At 44.6% G+C, this 14,081-nt stretch carries 14 protein-coding genes; 11 read left to right on the top strand and 3 right to left on the bottom strand.

The features are described from left to right. Window positions 1-143 precede the first annotated feature (143 nt). Entirely contained in the window at window positions 144-518 is a 375-nt protein-coding gene (locus tag J7I80_RS00935) for a VOC family protein (RefSeq protein ID WP_214735559.1), read from the bottom strand. Window positions 519-692: 174 nt separating this feature from the next. Between J7I80_RS00935 and J7I80_RS00930 the strand changes: the two genes are divergently transcribed. The 8 genes from J7I80_RS00930 to J7I80_RS00895 all read left to right on the top strand — a co-directional run bounded on the left by J7I80_RS00930 (window position 693) and on the right by J7I80_RS00895 (window position 6,519). Beyond that, window positions 693-1,514, top strand: a complete 822-nt coding sequence (locus tag J7I80_RS00930) for a basic amino acid ABC transporter substrate-binding protein (protein WP_214735558.1) — start codon at window positions 693-695, stop codon at window positions 1,512-1,514. A gap of 129 nt (window positions 1,515-1,643) precedes the next feature. Continuing rightward, the gene (locus J7I80_RS00925; protein WP_214735557.1) at window positions 1,644-2,300 is read left to right on the top strand and encodes an amino acid ABC transporter permease; all 657 of its coding nucleotides are present in this window, start codon (window positions 1,644-1,646) and stop codon (window positions 2,298-2,300) included. Next, on the top strand, window positions 2,297-3,019 hold the full coding sequence (locus tag J7I80_RS00920) for an amino acid ABC transporter ATP-binding protein (RefSeq protein WP_214735556.1): 723 nt from the start codon (window positions 2,297-2,299) through the stop codon (window positions 3,017-3,019). Before J7I80_RS00925 ends, J7I80_RS00920 begins: the two co-directional genes overlap by 4 nt. A gap of 21 nt (window positions 3,020-3,040) precedes the next feature. Beyond that, window positions 3,041-3,193, top strand: coding sequence for a hypothetical protein (locus J7I80_RS00915; RefSeq protein ID WP_214735555.1), 153 nt, complete (start codon window positions 3,041-3,043; stop codon window positions 3,191-3,193). 246 nt (window positions 3,194-3,439) lie between these two features. Further along, complete coding sequence (locus J7I80_RS00910) at window positions 3,440-4,147, top strand: MBL fold metallo-hydrolase (protein WP_214735554.1); 708 nt, start codon at window positions 3,440-3,442, stop codon at window positions 4,145-4,147. Between the two features lie 14 nt (window positions 4,148-4,161). Beyond that, window positions 4,162-4,731, top strand: coding sequence for a TetR/AcrR family transcriptional regulator (locus tag J7I80_RS00905; protein WP_214735553.1), 570 nt, complete (start codon window positions 4,162-4,164; stop codon window positions 4,729-4,731). A gap of 86 nt (window positions 4,732-4,817) precedes the next feature. Then, complete coding sequence (locus tag J7I80_RS00900; RefSeq protein ID WP_214735552.1) at window positions 4,818-6,008, top strand: M14 family metallopeptidase; 1,191 nt, start codon at window positions 4,818-4,820, stop codon at window positions 6,006-6,008. Window positions 6,009-6,090: 82 nt separating this feature from the next. Continuing rightward, on the top strand, window positions 6,091-6,519 hold the full coding sequence (locus J7I80_RS00895) for a hypothetical protein (RefSeq protein WP_214735551.1): 429 nt from the start codon (window positions 6,091-6,093) through the stop codon (window positions 6,517-6,519). Window positions 6,520-6,555: 36 nt separating this feature from the next. Here the strand turns inward: J7I80_RS00895 and J7I80_RS00890 are convergent, their stop codons facing one another. Both J7I80_RS00890 and J7I80_RS00885 read right to left on the bottom strand, forming a co-directional pair. Beyond that, window positions 6,556-8,934 (bottom strand): M14 family zinc carboxypeptidase, encoded by a 2,379-nt coding sequence (locus J7I80_RS00890; protein WP_214735550.1) that lies wholly within the window; start codon window positions 8,932-8,934, stop codon window positions 6,556-6,558. A gap of 215 nt (window positions 8,935-9,149) precedes the next feature. Continuing rightward, window positions 9,150-9,518, bottom strand: a complete 369-nt coding sequence (locus J7I80_RS00885) for a DUF948 domain-containing protein (RefSeq protein WP_214735549.1) — start codon at window positions 9,516-9,518, stop codon at window positions 9,150-9,152. Window positions 9,519-9,786: 268 nt separating this feature from the next. Here J7I80_RS00885 and nirB point away from each other — a divergent pair, with 268 nt between their 5' ends. Genes nirB through cobA form a run of 3 tightly spaced genes read left to right on the top strand, consistent with a single transcriptional unit; the run spans window position 9,787 to window position 14,055 of the window. Next, window positions 9,787-12,210 carry a nitrite reductase large subunit NirB gene (nirB, locus tag J7I80_RS00880; RefSeq protein WP_214735548.1) on the top strand — a complete coding sequence of 808 codons (2,424 nt, stop codon included), beginning with the start codon at window positions 9,787-9,789 and terminating at the stop codon, window positions 12,208-12,210. 14 nt (window positions 12,211-12,224) lie between these two features. Further along, window positions 12,225-12,545: a nitrite reductase (NAD(P)H) small subunit gene (locus J7I80_RS00875; RefSeq protein ID WP_214735733.1), complete on the top strand. Its 321-nt coding sequence runs from the start codon at window positions 12,225-12,227 to the stop codon at window positions 12,543-12,545. Between the two features lie 49 nt (window positions 12,546-12,594). After that, a complete protein-coding gene (gene cobA, locus J7I80_RS00870) occupies window positions 12,595-14,055 on the top strand; it encodes a uroporphyrinogen-III C-methyltransferase (protein WP_214735547.1) in 1,461 nt (486 codons plus the stop codon). Window positions 14,056-14,081 lie beyond the last annotated feature (26 nt).

Raw genomic sequence — 14,081 nt, 5'->3', positions numbered from 1 at the left:
TTCGCTTTTCTAAATATGATACCAAATTTTTGCTGTATTGAAAACCAATCGAGCAAGCAGCGACTTTTTAGGATATTCAGATTCCGAGAATAGTCAAGCTCTGGCACCGGTCAGAACTGATTAAACCTTTTACACATTGTTACTTAGTTCGATATCCATTCCAGCAATTCAATTCTATTGCCAAATGGATCGTATACATAGATCCTGTTCGCACCTGGAAGCTTGTCATCTTCAATATATTCAATTCCTGAAGAGGACAAATGCTGTTTCAATTCATCAATATTCTCAATTTCAAACGCCGGATGGGCTTTGCGTGCGGCTGCAAATGGTTCCTCAATGCCGACATGAATTTGGCAATGTCCGTATTTAAACCAGGCCCCGCCTCGCTTTTTCAACTCTGCAGGTTTTTCGACTTCTTCAAAACCTAATATTTCCCCGAAAAATTTCCTTGCCTGCTCTTCTGAACCCTTAGGTGCTGCAAGCTGTACATGATCGATCGCTTTAAATTTGAATGCCATATTGAATCCCTCCCTGGTAAAATCTTAATCTAAAAGGAAGTATAAGGAAATAACAAGGTATGAATCTATAAAGATAAGTTTTTCTTATCACGGTAAAAAGTAATACAAGCCTGTTCCTCTACATATAAATTATTAAAAGTTAGGTACGTTTTTTAAAAAGAGGGGGAAGTAAAAATGAAAAAAAGATTCTTTGCGATTGTGATGATGGCGATCACAGCGCTTGTAGTGTCGGCCTGTGGTTCAAGCAGCTCAGGAGGAACAGGATCCGAGGCTGAAAAGAAGGAATTAAGGGTGGTCACGGACGCAGCATATGCACCATTTGAGTACTTGGAAGGGGACAAGATAGTTGGTTTCAACATTGATTTCCTGAAGGCTACCGCAAAAGAAGCAGGGTATGAGCTGAAGATCGAGAATGTCGGCTGGGATCCGATTTTTGTTGAGATCAAGAGCAAGCGAGCCGATCTGGCAGTATCCTCGATCTCAATCAATGATGAACGAAAACAGACTTACGACTTTTCATTGCCATATTTCCTATCCACCAATAAAATCCTTGTCCGTGAAGACAGCGATATTAAAAGTGCAGCAGATTTGAAGGGCAAGATAGTGGCTGTCCAAAACGGCACCACCGGGCAGGCAGCGATGGATAAACTTCTCGGTAAGAATAACAAGGATATCAAGAAATTCGATAACAACAACCTGGCAATCATGGAAATGCTCTCTGGGGGAGCAGATGCAGTCGTTGCGGATAACGGAGTTGTCGAGGTATACGCAAAAAACAATCCGAAGGAAAAATTAAAGGTAATTGAAGACAGCGGCAGCTTTGAGGCTGAATACTATGGAATCCTGTTCCCGAAAGGCACAGATTTGAAGGCGGACTTTGATAAAGCAATCAAGACAATCGTCGAGAATGGAACGTATGAAAAAATCTATCAAGATTGGTTCGGCCAGGACCCTAACCTGGAAATGCTGAAGGCGGAACAGGAAGCATCAGAATAATTTCTCATAAACTATGATCTTCGATGATGCGTAACTCTTGAAAATAGTGTTACGCATTTTTTTGTAAAACTCTTTTCGTAAAAGCTATCAAAATCTAGTCCCAGGCCTGGGGGCTTTGGAGGGCAAGCTATGGATTTTCGTTTTGATATTATCATTGAATATTCTCCTTATCTAGTAAAAGGCACGCTGCTGACAATTGGGCTATCATTGGCGGGGATTTTAATCGGGACCATCCTCGGCCTGTTCATCGGGCTCGGCAAGATCCAGCGGCGAAAACTGCTGGCATGGCCTTTTGTCTGGTATATTACTTTCTTTCGGGGAACCCCGTTGTTTGTGCAAATTTTGCTGATTCATTTTGGTGTCGTCCCTATGCTCATAGGGGAAACGAACGGGATTGTCGCGACAATCGTCGCCCTGTCACTAAATGCAGCAGCATATATCGCAGAGATTTTCAGGGCAGGAATCCAGTCGATCGACCGCGGCCAGATGGAAGCCGCCCGGTCACTGGGAATGACCCATGTACAGGCGATGAGGTATGTGATTTTACCACAGGCCTTCAAACGGATGATACCGCCTCTTGGAAATGAGTTCATTGTACTAATCAAGGAATCATCACTTGCGGCGGTTGTCGCGACTCCGGAAATCATGTACTGGGGCCGGGCGATGTCAGGACAGTACTCCCGTGTTTGGGAGCCATACCTTACCGCAGCAGTCATTTACCTCATCCTAACGCTGTCACTTAGCTTTTTACTAAATCTCCTCGAAAGAAGGCTGAAAACAGAATGATTAAAGTCGCTAATCTGCAAAAAGCATTTGGCAGCCACAAGGTGTTGAACGGAATAAATGTTGAGGTCCAGCCACAGGAAGTCGTTGTTGTGATCGGTCCATCTGGTTCCGGCAAATCCACCTTTCTCCGCTGCATAAACCTGCTCGAAACGATTACGGACGGGCATGTGCTGATTGAAGATATAGACATTACTGATAAAGGGACGGATATCAACAAAGTGCGTGAGGAGGTCGGAATGGTATTCCAGCACTTCAATTTGTTTCCGCATAAGACAGTGATTGAAAACATCATGCTGGCTCCGTTGAAGGTACGAGGTGTTTCCGAACAGCAAGCAAGGGAGAAAGGAATGGAGCTGCTGAAAAAGGTAGGTCTCGAGGACAAAGCAGAGACCTACCCAGACTCACTATCCGGCGGGCAAAAGCAGCGGGTGGCCATCGCCCGTGCCCTTGCGATGGAGCCAAAAATCATGCTTTTCGACGAACCAACCTCAGCGCTTGACCCAGAAATGGTCGGGGAAGTTTTGGAGGTTATCAAACAGCTTGCACGCGAAGGAATGACGATGGTTGTCGTCACCCATGAAATGGGCTTTGCCCGTGAAGTCGGTGACCGCGTCATTTTCATGGACGGGGGATTGATAGTGGAAGAAAACCAGCCTAATGAAATATTTGAAAACCCGCAGCATGAGCGGACTAGAGCGTTTTTGAGCAAGGTTTTATAGTTAAAGGAAGGAAGCCCGATTTTGGAGTCGGTGCTTCTTTTTTGGTCAATCGTAAATAAAACGGATGTAACCGGAGATAAAAGTTATGCAACTGGAGATAAATCTGCCGCAACTGGAGATAAATCTGCTGCAACTGGAGATAAACCTGCCGCAACTGGAGATAAAGTTGTGTAACCTTAAATATAAATTGAGCAACCGCAAATACACTTCGCAAATCCAGAAATAAGCATCGGAAAACTGGTAAGGTCACTTCCCATCACACAAAAGGTAGCCATTAAAGCAGTCTAATACCAGCATTAACCTAAGATAGCCGGAGAAACTGGCCCATTTTTCATAATTTATCCAATCAGTGCTTGCTAAAACTAATGACGTTAGTTAAAATAAAACTAACGATATTAGTTTTATAGGAGGTTCATTAATATGAGAGTGATCAAAGAGGGGTATTTATATCAGCTGACGTTCATGCCAAGGTTTTTTCCGGTGAATTGTTATTTTATCGAGGAGGAGGATGGGTTGACTTTAATTGATGCTGCGCTTCCATATAGCGCAAAGCCGATTTTGCAGGCTGCTGAAAAAATCGGAAAACCAATCAAGCAGATTGTTTTGACCCATGCTCATGGCGACCATGTAGGTGCACTTGATGAACTGAAAGCGAAACTTGATGTTCCGGTTTATATTTCTGCCCGTGATTCCCGCCTTTTAGCTGGTGATACCTCTCTTGACTCAACCGAGCCTCAGACACCGATTCGCGGAGGTGTGCCAAAGAAAATTAAAACACAATCGGATATGCTCCTAAAGGAAGGGGATGTGATTGGTTCTTTACTGGCAATCTCAACTCCGGGTCACACACCCGGATCGATGGCATTCCTTGATCAGAGAACCAGCTTGTTGATTGCGGGCGATGCCTTCCAGACCAGGGGAGGGACTGCTGTCTCAGGAGTGACTATCCCATGGTTTCCTTTTCCGGCAATGGCAACCTGGAATAAAGAAACGGCACTGCAGAGTGCCCGGAAAATCCGTGAGCTAAAACCAACCCTTCTCGCGGTTGGTCACGGGGAGCTGCTCAGGAATCCTGCAGCACTAATTGAAAAAGGAATCGAAAAAGCAGAAGCAGCTTTTTCAAAATAAAGGAGTTCGAAAACATGTCACCGAGACCGAAAATTGCACTTGATAAAAATACAATTATGATTGCAGCAGCTGAGCTTGCCAATGAGCATGGAAGTGAGTATATAACTCTTGCAATGCTTGCCAAGAAGCTCAATATTAAACCGCCATCAATATACAATCACTTTGACGGTCTGCCGGGGATTAAAAGAGAACTGACCATTTTTTCTCTTGAAAAACTCTTCAATAGCCTGGCAGAGGAAGCGGAAGGCCAGGCTCGAGGGGAAGAAGCAGTGATGGCCTTAAGTCGGGCGTATTTAACCTTCGCAAGAAGTAATCCCGGTCTGTACGAGTTCGCATTATCAGCCCCTGATCCTGCGGATGAATATGTTCATGACGCCGGCAAAAACATCGTTGAACTCGTCGTATCTGCGATTCGGCCTTTTAAACTGTCAGAAGAGGAAGCGATTCATGCTGTACGCGGGTTAAGAAGCCTGATGCATGGGTTTTCATCGCTAGAGCAAAGGGGTGGCTTCGGTATGCCGCTTGACTTGGATGAAAGTTACCAGCTGGCAGTCACTGCTTTTATTAAAGGCTTGAAAAAATAAAGCGAATTTCCATCTTCTGAAATAGATTCCAAAGCTACTCATATACATATGTATAGATGCAACTTTGAAAGAACAGGAGGCGCACTATGGATATATATGTGAGAAGAGGAGATTCTTTTTGGTATTTCAGCAATATTTTCAACATCCCTCTCCAGTTGATTATAGATTCCAACCGTGATATCGACCCAAATGCTCTGGATGTGGGACAGACGGTGAGGATTCCTGGTTTTGCAGCGGTGGATTATCGGATCCGTGCAGGGGATACTCTTTGGAAAATTGCCCAAAGCAGAAATCTGCAGGTGGATGCGCTGCTGCTGGCGAACCGCAATATTAATCCGAATGGTCTGTACATCGGACAGATGGTCAAGGTTCCGCTAAGAATCACCTGGCGGATTGTCCAGGGGAAGAAGAATTATGATTATGCCTCACTGATGAGTGATTTGAGAAGATTGGAAAATGTCTATCCGTTCATGAGGGTGCCTTCGATTGGCAACTCTGTTTTAGGGAAAAGCATACCGGAAACATTGATTGGGAACGGCAATAAGCGGGTTCATTATAATGGGTCTTTCCATGCCAATGAATGGATCACCACTCCCATCATCATGACGTTCCTGAACGATTATCTGCAGGCGCTGACAAATAAGTCCACCATAAGAGGCTTGTCCATGCAGAGCTTCTATGGGCAGACGACATTATCGGTTGTGCCGATGGTCAATCCAGATGGAGTCAATCTTGTGCTCAATGGGCCGCCTGAAGCAGAGCCATGGAATGAAAGAGTAGTAGAATTGAATAGAGGAAGCCAGGATTTCAGCGGATGGAAGGCTAATATCAGAGGTGTGGACCTGAACGACCAGTTCCCGGCAAAATGGGAGCTTGAAAAAGAACGCAACCCAAGCCAGCCGGGCCCAAGGGACTATGTTGGGCCAAATCCATTATCCGAGCCAGAAGCAATTGCGATGGCAGAGATGACGAGAAGGCGCGATTTTGCCAGGGTTCTAGCTTTCCATACCCAGGGAGAGGTCATTTACTGGGGCTTTGAAAACCTTGAGCCGCCTGAATCGGAGGCAATGGTCAATGAATTTGCCCGGGTGAGCGGTTACCAGCCGGTAAAAACGATTGAGAGCTATGCCGGCTATAAAGACTGGTTCATCCAGGATTGGCGCCGGCCAGGCTTTACAGTCGAACTTGGTTTCGGGATAAACCCGCTGCCGCTGTCCCAATTCGATGAGATATATGAAGAAGCCCTGGGAATCTTCCTTGCAGGACTTTATCTATGAAAAAGCAGATCACCTGAAAAGGTGGTCTTTTTAAATTGTATTTATATGGTAAAATTGAAAGAGTACGAGAGGGGGGAGTTAATTGACTTATACAGGAAATATATCCAAAGATATTTTGTGGAGTATCATTATCATGAGTGTATTTATCCTGCCTAATTTAAGCTGGATGGTCCGGGCTTCTATTACTCTTGCTGTGCTGGTAATTACTTTACATCAAATCCAATTAACGATTACCCCAGATTACCTTGAATATAAAATTAAATTCTTTAAATTTACAATTTACCGGAAACTGCTGACTCCGGATAATATCAAAAAAATAAAATTCGGCCGGATTGGCTGGTCGACTAAGAATGCAGTGGTGAAGGTTAGAAGGGGCTGCAATTTCAGCGTTGGATACTTTCACAGCGAACAGCTGATAAATGAGCTTGAAGAGTTCGCTCTTGCCAATAATATCGAAATTCAAAAGACGCGAGATTATCTGCTGCTGGAAAAATACTATTCTCATAACTAAAAGCATCGGGCAAATAGCCCGATGCTTTTGCAATGTTTATTTTTCAAAAATGCTGTTGGACAGAAGTCGGAATAGATAATCGGTATGGTCACGGAAACCAGCTTCGAGGCCGATCATTGTTACATCCTTATCCTGTTCTTTAACGATGACTGCCTTGCCCTGTGCTTCATTGTTGTTTTTCCAGTGGCCGGCTACAAAGAAGTCGGAGTTGTCATCGAATGTTGCGGATACTTCATCGTTATCGGTGTTTTCATACCATACAGGACGATAAACAAAACCGAGATCGTCCTCGCTATATCCTCCCGTCACACCTTGGCCGCTGTAATCAACTTTTGCAATACCATTGCTGCTGTAGCCTGCAACGACAATATCGTCATCAGTAAGTCCCAATGTCTTTGTCGCGAGGGAGGCACCAGCCCCAACTGCGATATATTTTCCGCCATTATTTAAAAATTCATCTACATTTGCTTTGAAACTATCAAACTGAGCTGGATTTTGGAATCCGAACTCTTTATTACCCGCGCGTGACTGAGTTTTGGCAATCAAGCCTTCCGTTCCGCTGTATACGAATACGTCGAAGCTGGAAAGACCTTGTTCTGCAACGTCTGAAGGAGTTACTTCAGTAACGGTGAAGCCAAGACGTTTCAGAGCGAGTTTTGTACCTGAGTGAGATTGAGCCTTGTTCATGCCGCCGTCTTTCAATATAGCGACCTTCATGTCAGCCACTTCAACTGCATCGGTTGGCACTTTTGCTGATTCAATGTGCAATCCGGATGCTTTTATTGCTGCTGAAACTACATTCGCAGCTGCTTCTGTGTAAAAGTTGCCTTCAGAATCACGCTTTACAGAAACGCCTTGCTGAAGAAGAGTGTTTACAAGATTTACGGCTTTCACAGAACTGTTCGGAATCAAGAATGGACCTTTACCAATGACAGAACCTTGCCCCTGGATTTGGTTCACTTTAGTCGCTGTCACATCAAATTCACTTTTAACCGCAATGGCCTCAAAGCCCCAGAGTTCTGGCAGGCTCCATGCTGAGATATCATACATGGCATCAACGTCTTCGGTGATGTCCTCGCCATCCCAGAGCATCGTATTGGCTAGGCCGGCTTTTGCCTGATCCATTTTCACGAGGTATGTGCCTTTAGGATAAGACTTTCCGTCCGCTGTAAAAGCTTTGGAAGCCTGGACGACTTCGATGTCGTTTTTTTGCAGATGATTAACTGCCTTTTGTGTTACGGTTGGATCTTCAGAATCAACAGGCAGCACATAGGCAGTCGGGAAGAAGCCTTCTTCATGGAATGGGTGATCAAAGTTGATGCCACGCTTGAACATCTCAATCTGATCCTTGATCATATCCTGCTTGTTATCCGTAGCATTTTTCAGGGCGCCCATGATGGCGTCATACATCCAGCGAACGCCGTCTTCATCATTTGTTGGCGCTTCTAGGGTGTGGCCATATGCGCCGTGGTACATTGCATACATCGGAGTGAAAATCGGCGGATAATCATCCCAGCCTTCCGCGTCATCACGCTGAGGAATGTAGGTTCCTTCCATTGACTGATAGAGGCTGCCGGTAAAGCTGTTCTTGTTGGACATAATTTCTGTTTCCATCGCTTCTGCCTGGTCCATTGCCCATTTTTCATAAAGGTCATATTCGTAATTTGGATTATGGGGAACTGTACATGGTTCAATAAGACCCTGCTTGTTCGGTGCATAATTTTTTACATAGCCATGAGTATCAAGGAAGACCATGGGATTCCATTCCTTAATCAGGGCTACAGTTTCCTGGGTTTCTGGCTGTGACTGGGTGATGAAGTCACGGTTTAAATCGATTCCTTCTCCGTTAAAACGTGTAGCATCAATCCGTCCATCAGGATTCTGGACAACATTGAAAATCAAGATGTTATTTTCCAGGATTTCTTTCGTGGTGTCATCATTCTCAAGTGCAAAGCGCTCGATCAGCTGCATGACCGCATCACTGCCGATAAACTCGGTACCATGGATGGAGCCATTGATCATGATTGGCACCTTGAAGTCAGGGTTATTTTCAATCCATTCCTGTGCTTTGCCAGGGTTCTTGAACATTTGTTTTCTTAATGCCTGAATCTTGCCAAACTTGCCCTGAGAGTCAGGTGCAGCTATCGTAACGACATAAAGGGGCTGTCCTGTTGATGATTGGCCCTTTACATCTACCTTCACACGATTGGATTGCTTCTCGATTTGTTCAAGCTTGTCGCCGATTTCCGAGAATTTCATAAAATCATAGTTTTCACTGTTGAATAAACTTCCGTCCTTTTCCTCATATGCATTTACATAATTCCATTTGAGTGACTCAGCGAGCGCGGGAGTCCATGGCGAGGATGCCAGTAAGCTTGCGGCGACAACACCAGAGATAATCTTTTTATGCTTCATTTATGTATTCCTCCAAAATATGTTTTGTATATTTATTCATAATAAGTATTAAAAATTATTTCGGCAATCGTACAATATTCCTAAATTTTAGTACCGGTATCATAACCCTTGATTCTGTTGGATTTTTGACTGGTTGGGAAATAAATCAGAATGAGGATATAGGAAGATAGTCACCAGGCAGAGGCAAATAAAAAAACAGGGCGAGTTGCCCTGTCTTATTGCGGCTGCATTGTTCGGTTGCGACGCTTACGGTTCCACTGTCTTGCTTTATACTTCTGTTCAAGTTCAGCCACAGGTTTTGCAACAAGTGCGTTTTTGAATTCTACCGGTGTCTGTTTTACTGAAAAAACAACGGTATTGACGGCTTTCTTTTTCTTTTCAAAATCAGTCATCAGCTTCTGCTGCTTAAACTTCAGTGAATCGGTTTCTTCTTTGATAGCATTCGTTTTGTTCTGTACCCGGGTTGCAGTCTCTTGAAGACTATCGATCGTTGGCTTGGCATCTTTATATGTTTTATAAACAACATAACCAAGATAACCCAGGGCTGCCACGATGACAGCAATACTTATATAGACAATGATCATGAAGCCTGCCTCCTTTTACATTTGGATCTAAATCTAATCATTCCATTACAAGTACAATACCCAATTTAAGCTGAGACATAACTGCTATTCAAAAGAAAGGTGGAAATTGCTAATTTTGAAGTATTTGTGAAATAGTACACAAACTCTAGTTGAAATGTGACGAACTTCACAAACAGGAGACTTAAATCACAATACAATTTATACATAGAGGAAATATCATTAATGAAAACTCCGGGACAGAAGCTTTAACTATGGGAGGACAAACGAAATGAAAAAGAAACTAGTCATGATAGGAAATGGAATGGCAGGAGTAAGGACGATTGAAGAATTGCTTAAACTTCGGCCAGATAGATATGAGATCACTATTTTTGGGAATGAGCCACATCCTAACTACAATAGAATTATGTTATCCACAGTCCTTCAGGGAGATAAGTCCATCGAAGACATTATCATGAATGACTGGGATTGGTATAAGAATAACGGTATCCAGCTTTATACAGGGGAAGCTGTAGTCGGGATAGACAAGCAGAAGAAGCAGGTCCTATCTGATCAGGGACGCAGGGTAGATTATGATGAGTTGGTCATCGCTACAGGCTCCAGCTCGTTTATTCTTCCTATGCCCGGATCTGATAAACAGGGAGTAGTCGGGTTTCGTGACATCCATGATTGTGAAGTGATGATCAAAGATTCCAGACAGTATAAAAAGGCAACTGTAATCGGCGGCGGGCTGTTAGGCCTGGAGGCAGCAAGAGGCCTGCTGAATTTGGGCATGGAGGTCGATGTTGTCCATTTGATGCCGCATCTGATGGAAAGACAGCTTGATGAAACAGCTTCTGAAATGCTGAAAAAAGAGCTGGAAAACCAGGGCATGAATTTCTTGCTTGAAAAGCAGACTACGGAAATTCTAGGAGACGATAGAGTAACCGGACTAAGATTCTCTGACGGTTCCGAAATCCAGGCAGATCTTATCGTCATGGCTGTCGGCATCCGCCCTAATGTCCAGCTGGCCAAAGATAGCGGCATTTATGTCAACAGAGGGATTGTTGTCAATGATTATATGGAGACAGATGTGCCGAATATATATGCGGTCGGGGAATGTGCGGAACATAGAGAAATCGTCTATGGACTTGTCGCTCCGCTGTATGAACAGGGAAAAGTACTTGCAGCGAAGCTCGCCGGTATCTTCACGACTCCTTATGAAGGGACGATTTGCGGCACCCAGCTGAAGGTATCTGGGTGTGATTTGTTCTCAGCAGGTGAAATCGGTGATGACGAAGGAACGAAATCAATCAAGGTCCACAATGAGTTTGATGGAATCTACAAGAAAATTGTCATTCGTGACAACCGGATTGCCGGGATTGTACTTTATGGTGATACAAAGGACAGCAACCGGCTGTTCAGGATGCTGACGAAAAGAGAAGACATCAGCGGTATAACAAGTGTCTCGATTCTTGAAGCAAACGGCTGCTGTGGCGGTGGAGAAGCAGGCGATGTAGCAGCGATGGCTGATGACGAGCTTGTCTGCGGCTGTAATGGTGTCACAAAAGGAACGATTGTTGACGCGATCCTTACTAATGAGTTGACTACTGTTGAAGAAGTAGGTGGCTGCACTAACGCGGGCCGTTCATGCGGAAGATGTAAATCACTCATATCCGACATCCTAGCATATACACTTGGCGACCAATATGATACTTCGGCGAAAAAAGCAGGGATCTGCGGATGTACAACTTTAAGCAAAGACGAAATTGTTGCCGAAATCAGGGCTAAAGGCCTGACGAATGTCAGGGAAGTCATGAATGTTCTGGGCTGGTCCCAGGAGGAAGGTTGTTCGAAATGCCGTCCAGCGATCAACTATTACCTTGGTATGATCAATTTTGACGGCTATAAGGATGAACGAGATTCTAGGCTGGCTAATGAGAAAATGCATGCCAACATCCAGAAGGATGGGACATATTCAGTTGTTCCAAGAATGTATGGCGGTGTGACGACTGCTGCAGACTTGAAGAAAATTGCCGAAGTTGCCGAGAAGTACGATGTGCCTTTGGTAAAACTGACGGGTGGACAGAGAATCGGCCTCTTCGGTGTCAACAAAGAGGATCTTCCTTCAATGTGGGAAGAACTGGGAATGGCATCAGGCTATGCGTACGGAAAAACATTGCGTACCGTAAAAACCTGTGTTGGCGAAAAGTTCTGCCGGTTTGGAACTCAGGATTCAATGGGGCTTGGAATTGAGCTCGAGAAAAAGTTTGAGCGCCTTGATACACCGCATAAGGTCAAGATGGGAGTTTCTGCTTGTCCAAGGAACTGTGCGGAATCCGGAATTAAAGACATTGGTTTTGTAGGGGTCGATGGCGGCTGGGAAATCTATATCGGGGGAAATGGCGGAACAGACCTGCGTGCTGCCGATCTGCTTGATACCGTTAAGACAAAAGAAGAGGTAATGGAAATTACCGGAGCATACCTCCAATACTACCGAGAAACAGCTGCCTATCTTGAAAGGACTGCTCCTTGGCTTGAGAGAATGGGACTTGAACATGTCAAAGAAGTCCTCGCCGATGAGAGGATGAGAAAACAGTTAAACGAAAGACTGGATAAGACATTGGAGCGCTATAACGAGCCGTGGCAGGAAGCGATTTCTGATAATGGAATAAAAGAAAAATACTACCAAGTACGAAACGTAACAGTTGAATAGGAGGATGGATGATGATGCAGGAAACAATGGTGAGAATCAAGCTGGCGGATTATGATTCCCTTCCTGTGGGGGCTGGGCAGGCAGTTACAGTAAATGGCGAGAACATCGTCTTGTTCCGGATATCCAATGGAGATGTCAAAGCGGTTGAGAACCGCAGTCCCCACAGAAAAGGCGGGACCCTTGCCGATGCACTCGTAAGCGGGAAGTTTATCTATTGTCCAGTCTACGACCTGAAGATCTCCCTGGAAGACGGGAAAGTTCAGGCTCCAGATACAGGAGAAGTAAAAACGTATCATGTTGAAGTAATCGAAAATGAAGTGTATTTAACTATATGACCTAAGAGGGGGGACTTTCCTTCTTCATAATTGAAAGGGCGGGAACACAATGGAAGAAGGAAGAGCATTTTTAGTTGGAGCAGGACCAGGAGACGTACAGCTGATAACAGTTAAGGGGATGGAAGCAATTAAAAAGGCGCAGGTCATTCTATATGACCGCCTTGCCAACCCGAAACTGCTGGATTATGCTCCTGCAGATTGCGAGCTGATCTACTGCGGCAAGCTCCCGGACCGGCACGTCCTTCGCCAGGAAATGATCAATGACCTTCTGGTTGAAAAAGTGCTTGAAGGTAAAATCGTAGTCCGCCTCAAGGGCGGCGATCCTGGCGTGTTTGGGCGCGTAGGCGAGGAAGCAGCTGCTTTGGCCGAAAATGGCCTTTCTTTTGACATTGTTCCGGGAATCACATCAGGAATATCTGCACCGCTTTATGCAGGAATTCCCGTCACACACCGTGAATTTGGTGAATCCTTCGCGGTTGTGACTGCCCATGACAAATCTGAAAATGGCCATCCAAAACTGGATTGGAAAGGGCTTGCCACCGGCATTGACACAATTGCCTTTTATATGGGGATTTCAAATCTTCCATATATCAGCGGAAATTTGATTAAGCATGGAAAACCGGAGGACACCCCGGTGATCCTCATTCAGTGGGGAACCTTCTCCCGGCAGCAGACTTTGGAGGGAACTCTGGCTAATATTGCTGCCAAAGCGAAGGAAGTGAATTTTACGAACCCTGCAATCACTCTTGTTGGTGACATTGTATCGCTTCGAAAGAAGTTGAACTGGTTTGAAAAGAAACCTTTGTTTGGTAAACAAATAATGCTTGCACGAACAGGAACGGATGAGAGTGAACTGGCGAAGGAATTGATGGACCAGGGAGCAGATGTGATTGAATTCCCGAAATGGAAGAAAGTTTCCGTACCTGTTGATCAAACAGTGATCAAGCGAATTGCTGATTACGAGCAAATTCTTTTTACCTCTCCTGAAAGTGTTGGGGAATTCTTCGAAATCTTATTTTCAGAAGGAATCGATATCAGAAGGGTGAAAGCAGACTTTTACGGCTGTTCAACAAAGTCTGTCAAGGCATTGAATGAAAAGGGCTTTTTTGCAGAAGTGGATGGGAAGATGTCTCAAGAAGGAAAGCTGTTAATCGTAGGTGACAGTGATACCGCCTATAAGCATCCTCATGCTGAAAGGTTCGTCACATCCAAAAAGGTCATCGACGAGCAATTCACGCCTATTATTAAAAGAGTACTTGAGGAAGCTTCTGTAAACACAGTTATTTTGCCAAGCACCAGGTCTATCAAAACAATGATAGAAGAAGGGATCCTCAAAGAAATCATTCCGCAGCAGCTTTTGAAAACAGCAAAGATTGTTTGCATGGGAGTTAAGACGGCAGAGACTGCAGGCGAATATGGTATTGCAGCTGATAAAGTGCTGGAAGCGCCGGATAAAACTGCTGTGGTCGATTGTTTGGCTAATAAAGAATCTGAACTGGCATCCGTGTAATCGATTTGTTTTAAAGGAGAGAAAGA

The sequence above is a fragment of the Bacillus sp. ISL-41 genome (genome assembly GCF_018613235.1).
In the GTDB taxonomy this organism is placed as follows: domain Bacteria; phylum Bacillota; class Bacilli; order Bacillales; family Cytobacillaceae; genus Mesobacillus.
The sequence above is the reverse complement of the archived record's forward strand: the minus strand, read 5'-3'. Positions and strand labels throughout refer to the sequence as shown.

Coding starts and splice junctions, on each gene's coding strand:
- J7I80_RS00935 (WP_214735559.1), bottom strand. CDS start 518: ATGGCATTCAAATTTAAAGCGATCGATCATGTACAGCTTGCAGCACCT.
- J7I80_RS00930 (WP_214735558.1), top strand. CDS start 693: ATGAAAAAAAGATTCTTTGCGATTGTGATGATGGCGATCACAGCGCTT.
- J7I80_RS00925 (WP_214735557.1), top strand. CDS start 1,644: ATGGATTTTCGTTTTGATATTATCATTGAATATTCTCCTTATCTAGTA.
- J7I80_RS00920 (WP_214735556.1), top strand. CDS start 2,297: ATGATTAAAGTCGCTAATCTGCAAAAAGCATTTGGCAGCCACAAGGTG.
- J7I80_RS00910 (WP_214735554.1), top strand. CDS start 3,440: ATGAGAGTGATCAAAGAGGGGTATTTATATCAGCTGACGTTCATGCCA.
- J7I80_RS00905 (WP_214735553.1), top strand. CDS start 4,162: ATGTCACCGAGACCGAAAATTGCACTTGATAAAAATACAATTATGATT.
- J7I80_RS00900 (WP_214735552.1), top strand. CDS start 4,818: ATGGATATATATGTGAGAAGAGGAGATTCTTTTTGGTATTTCAGCAAT.
- J7I80_RS00890 (WP_214735550.1), bottom strand. CDS start 8,934: ATGAAGCATAAAAAGATTATCTCTGGTGTTGTCGCCGCAAGCTTACTG.
- J7I80_RS00885 (WP_214735549.1), bottom strand. CDS start 9,518: ATGATCATTGTCTATATAAGTATTGCTGTCATCGTGGCAGCCCTGGGT.
- nirB (WP_214735548.1), top strand. CDS start 9,787: ATGAAAAAGAAACTAGTCATGATAGGAAATGGAATGGCAGGAGTAAGG.
- J7I80_RS00875 (WP_214735733.1), top strand. CDS start 12,225: ATGCAGGAAACAATGGTGAGAATCAAGCTGGCGGATTATGATTCCCTT.
- cobA (WP_214735547.1), top strand. CDS start 12,595: ATGGAAGAAGGAAGAGCATTTTTAGTTGGAGCAGGACCAGGAGACGTA.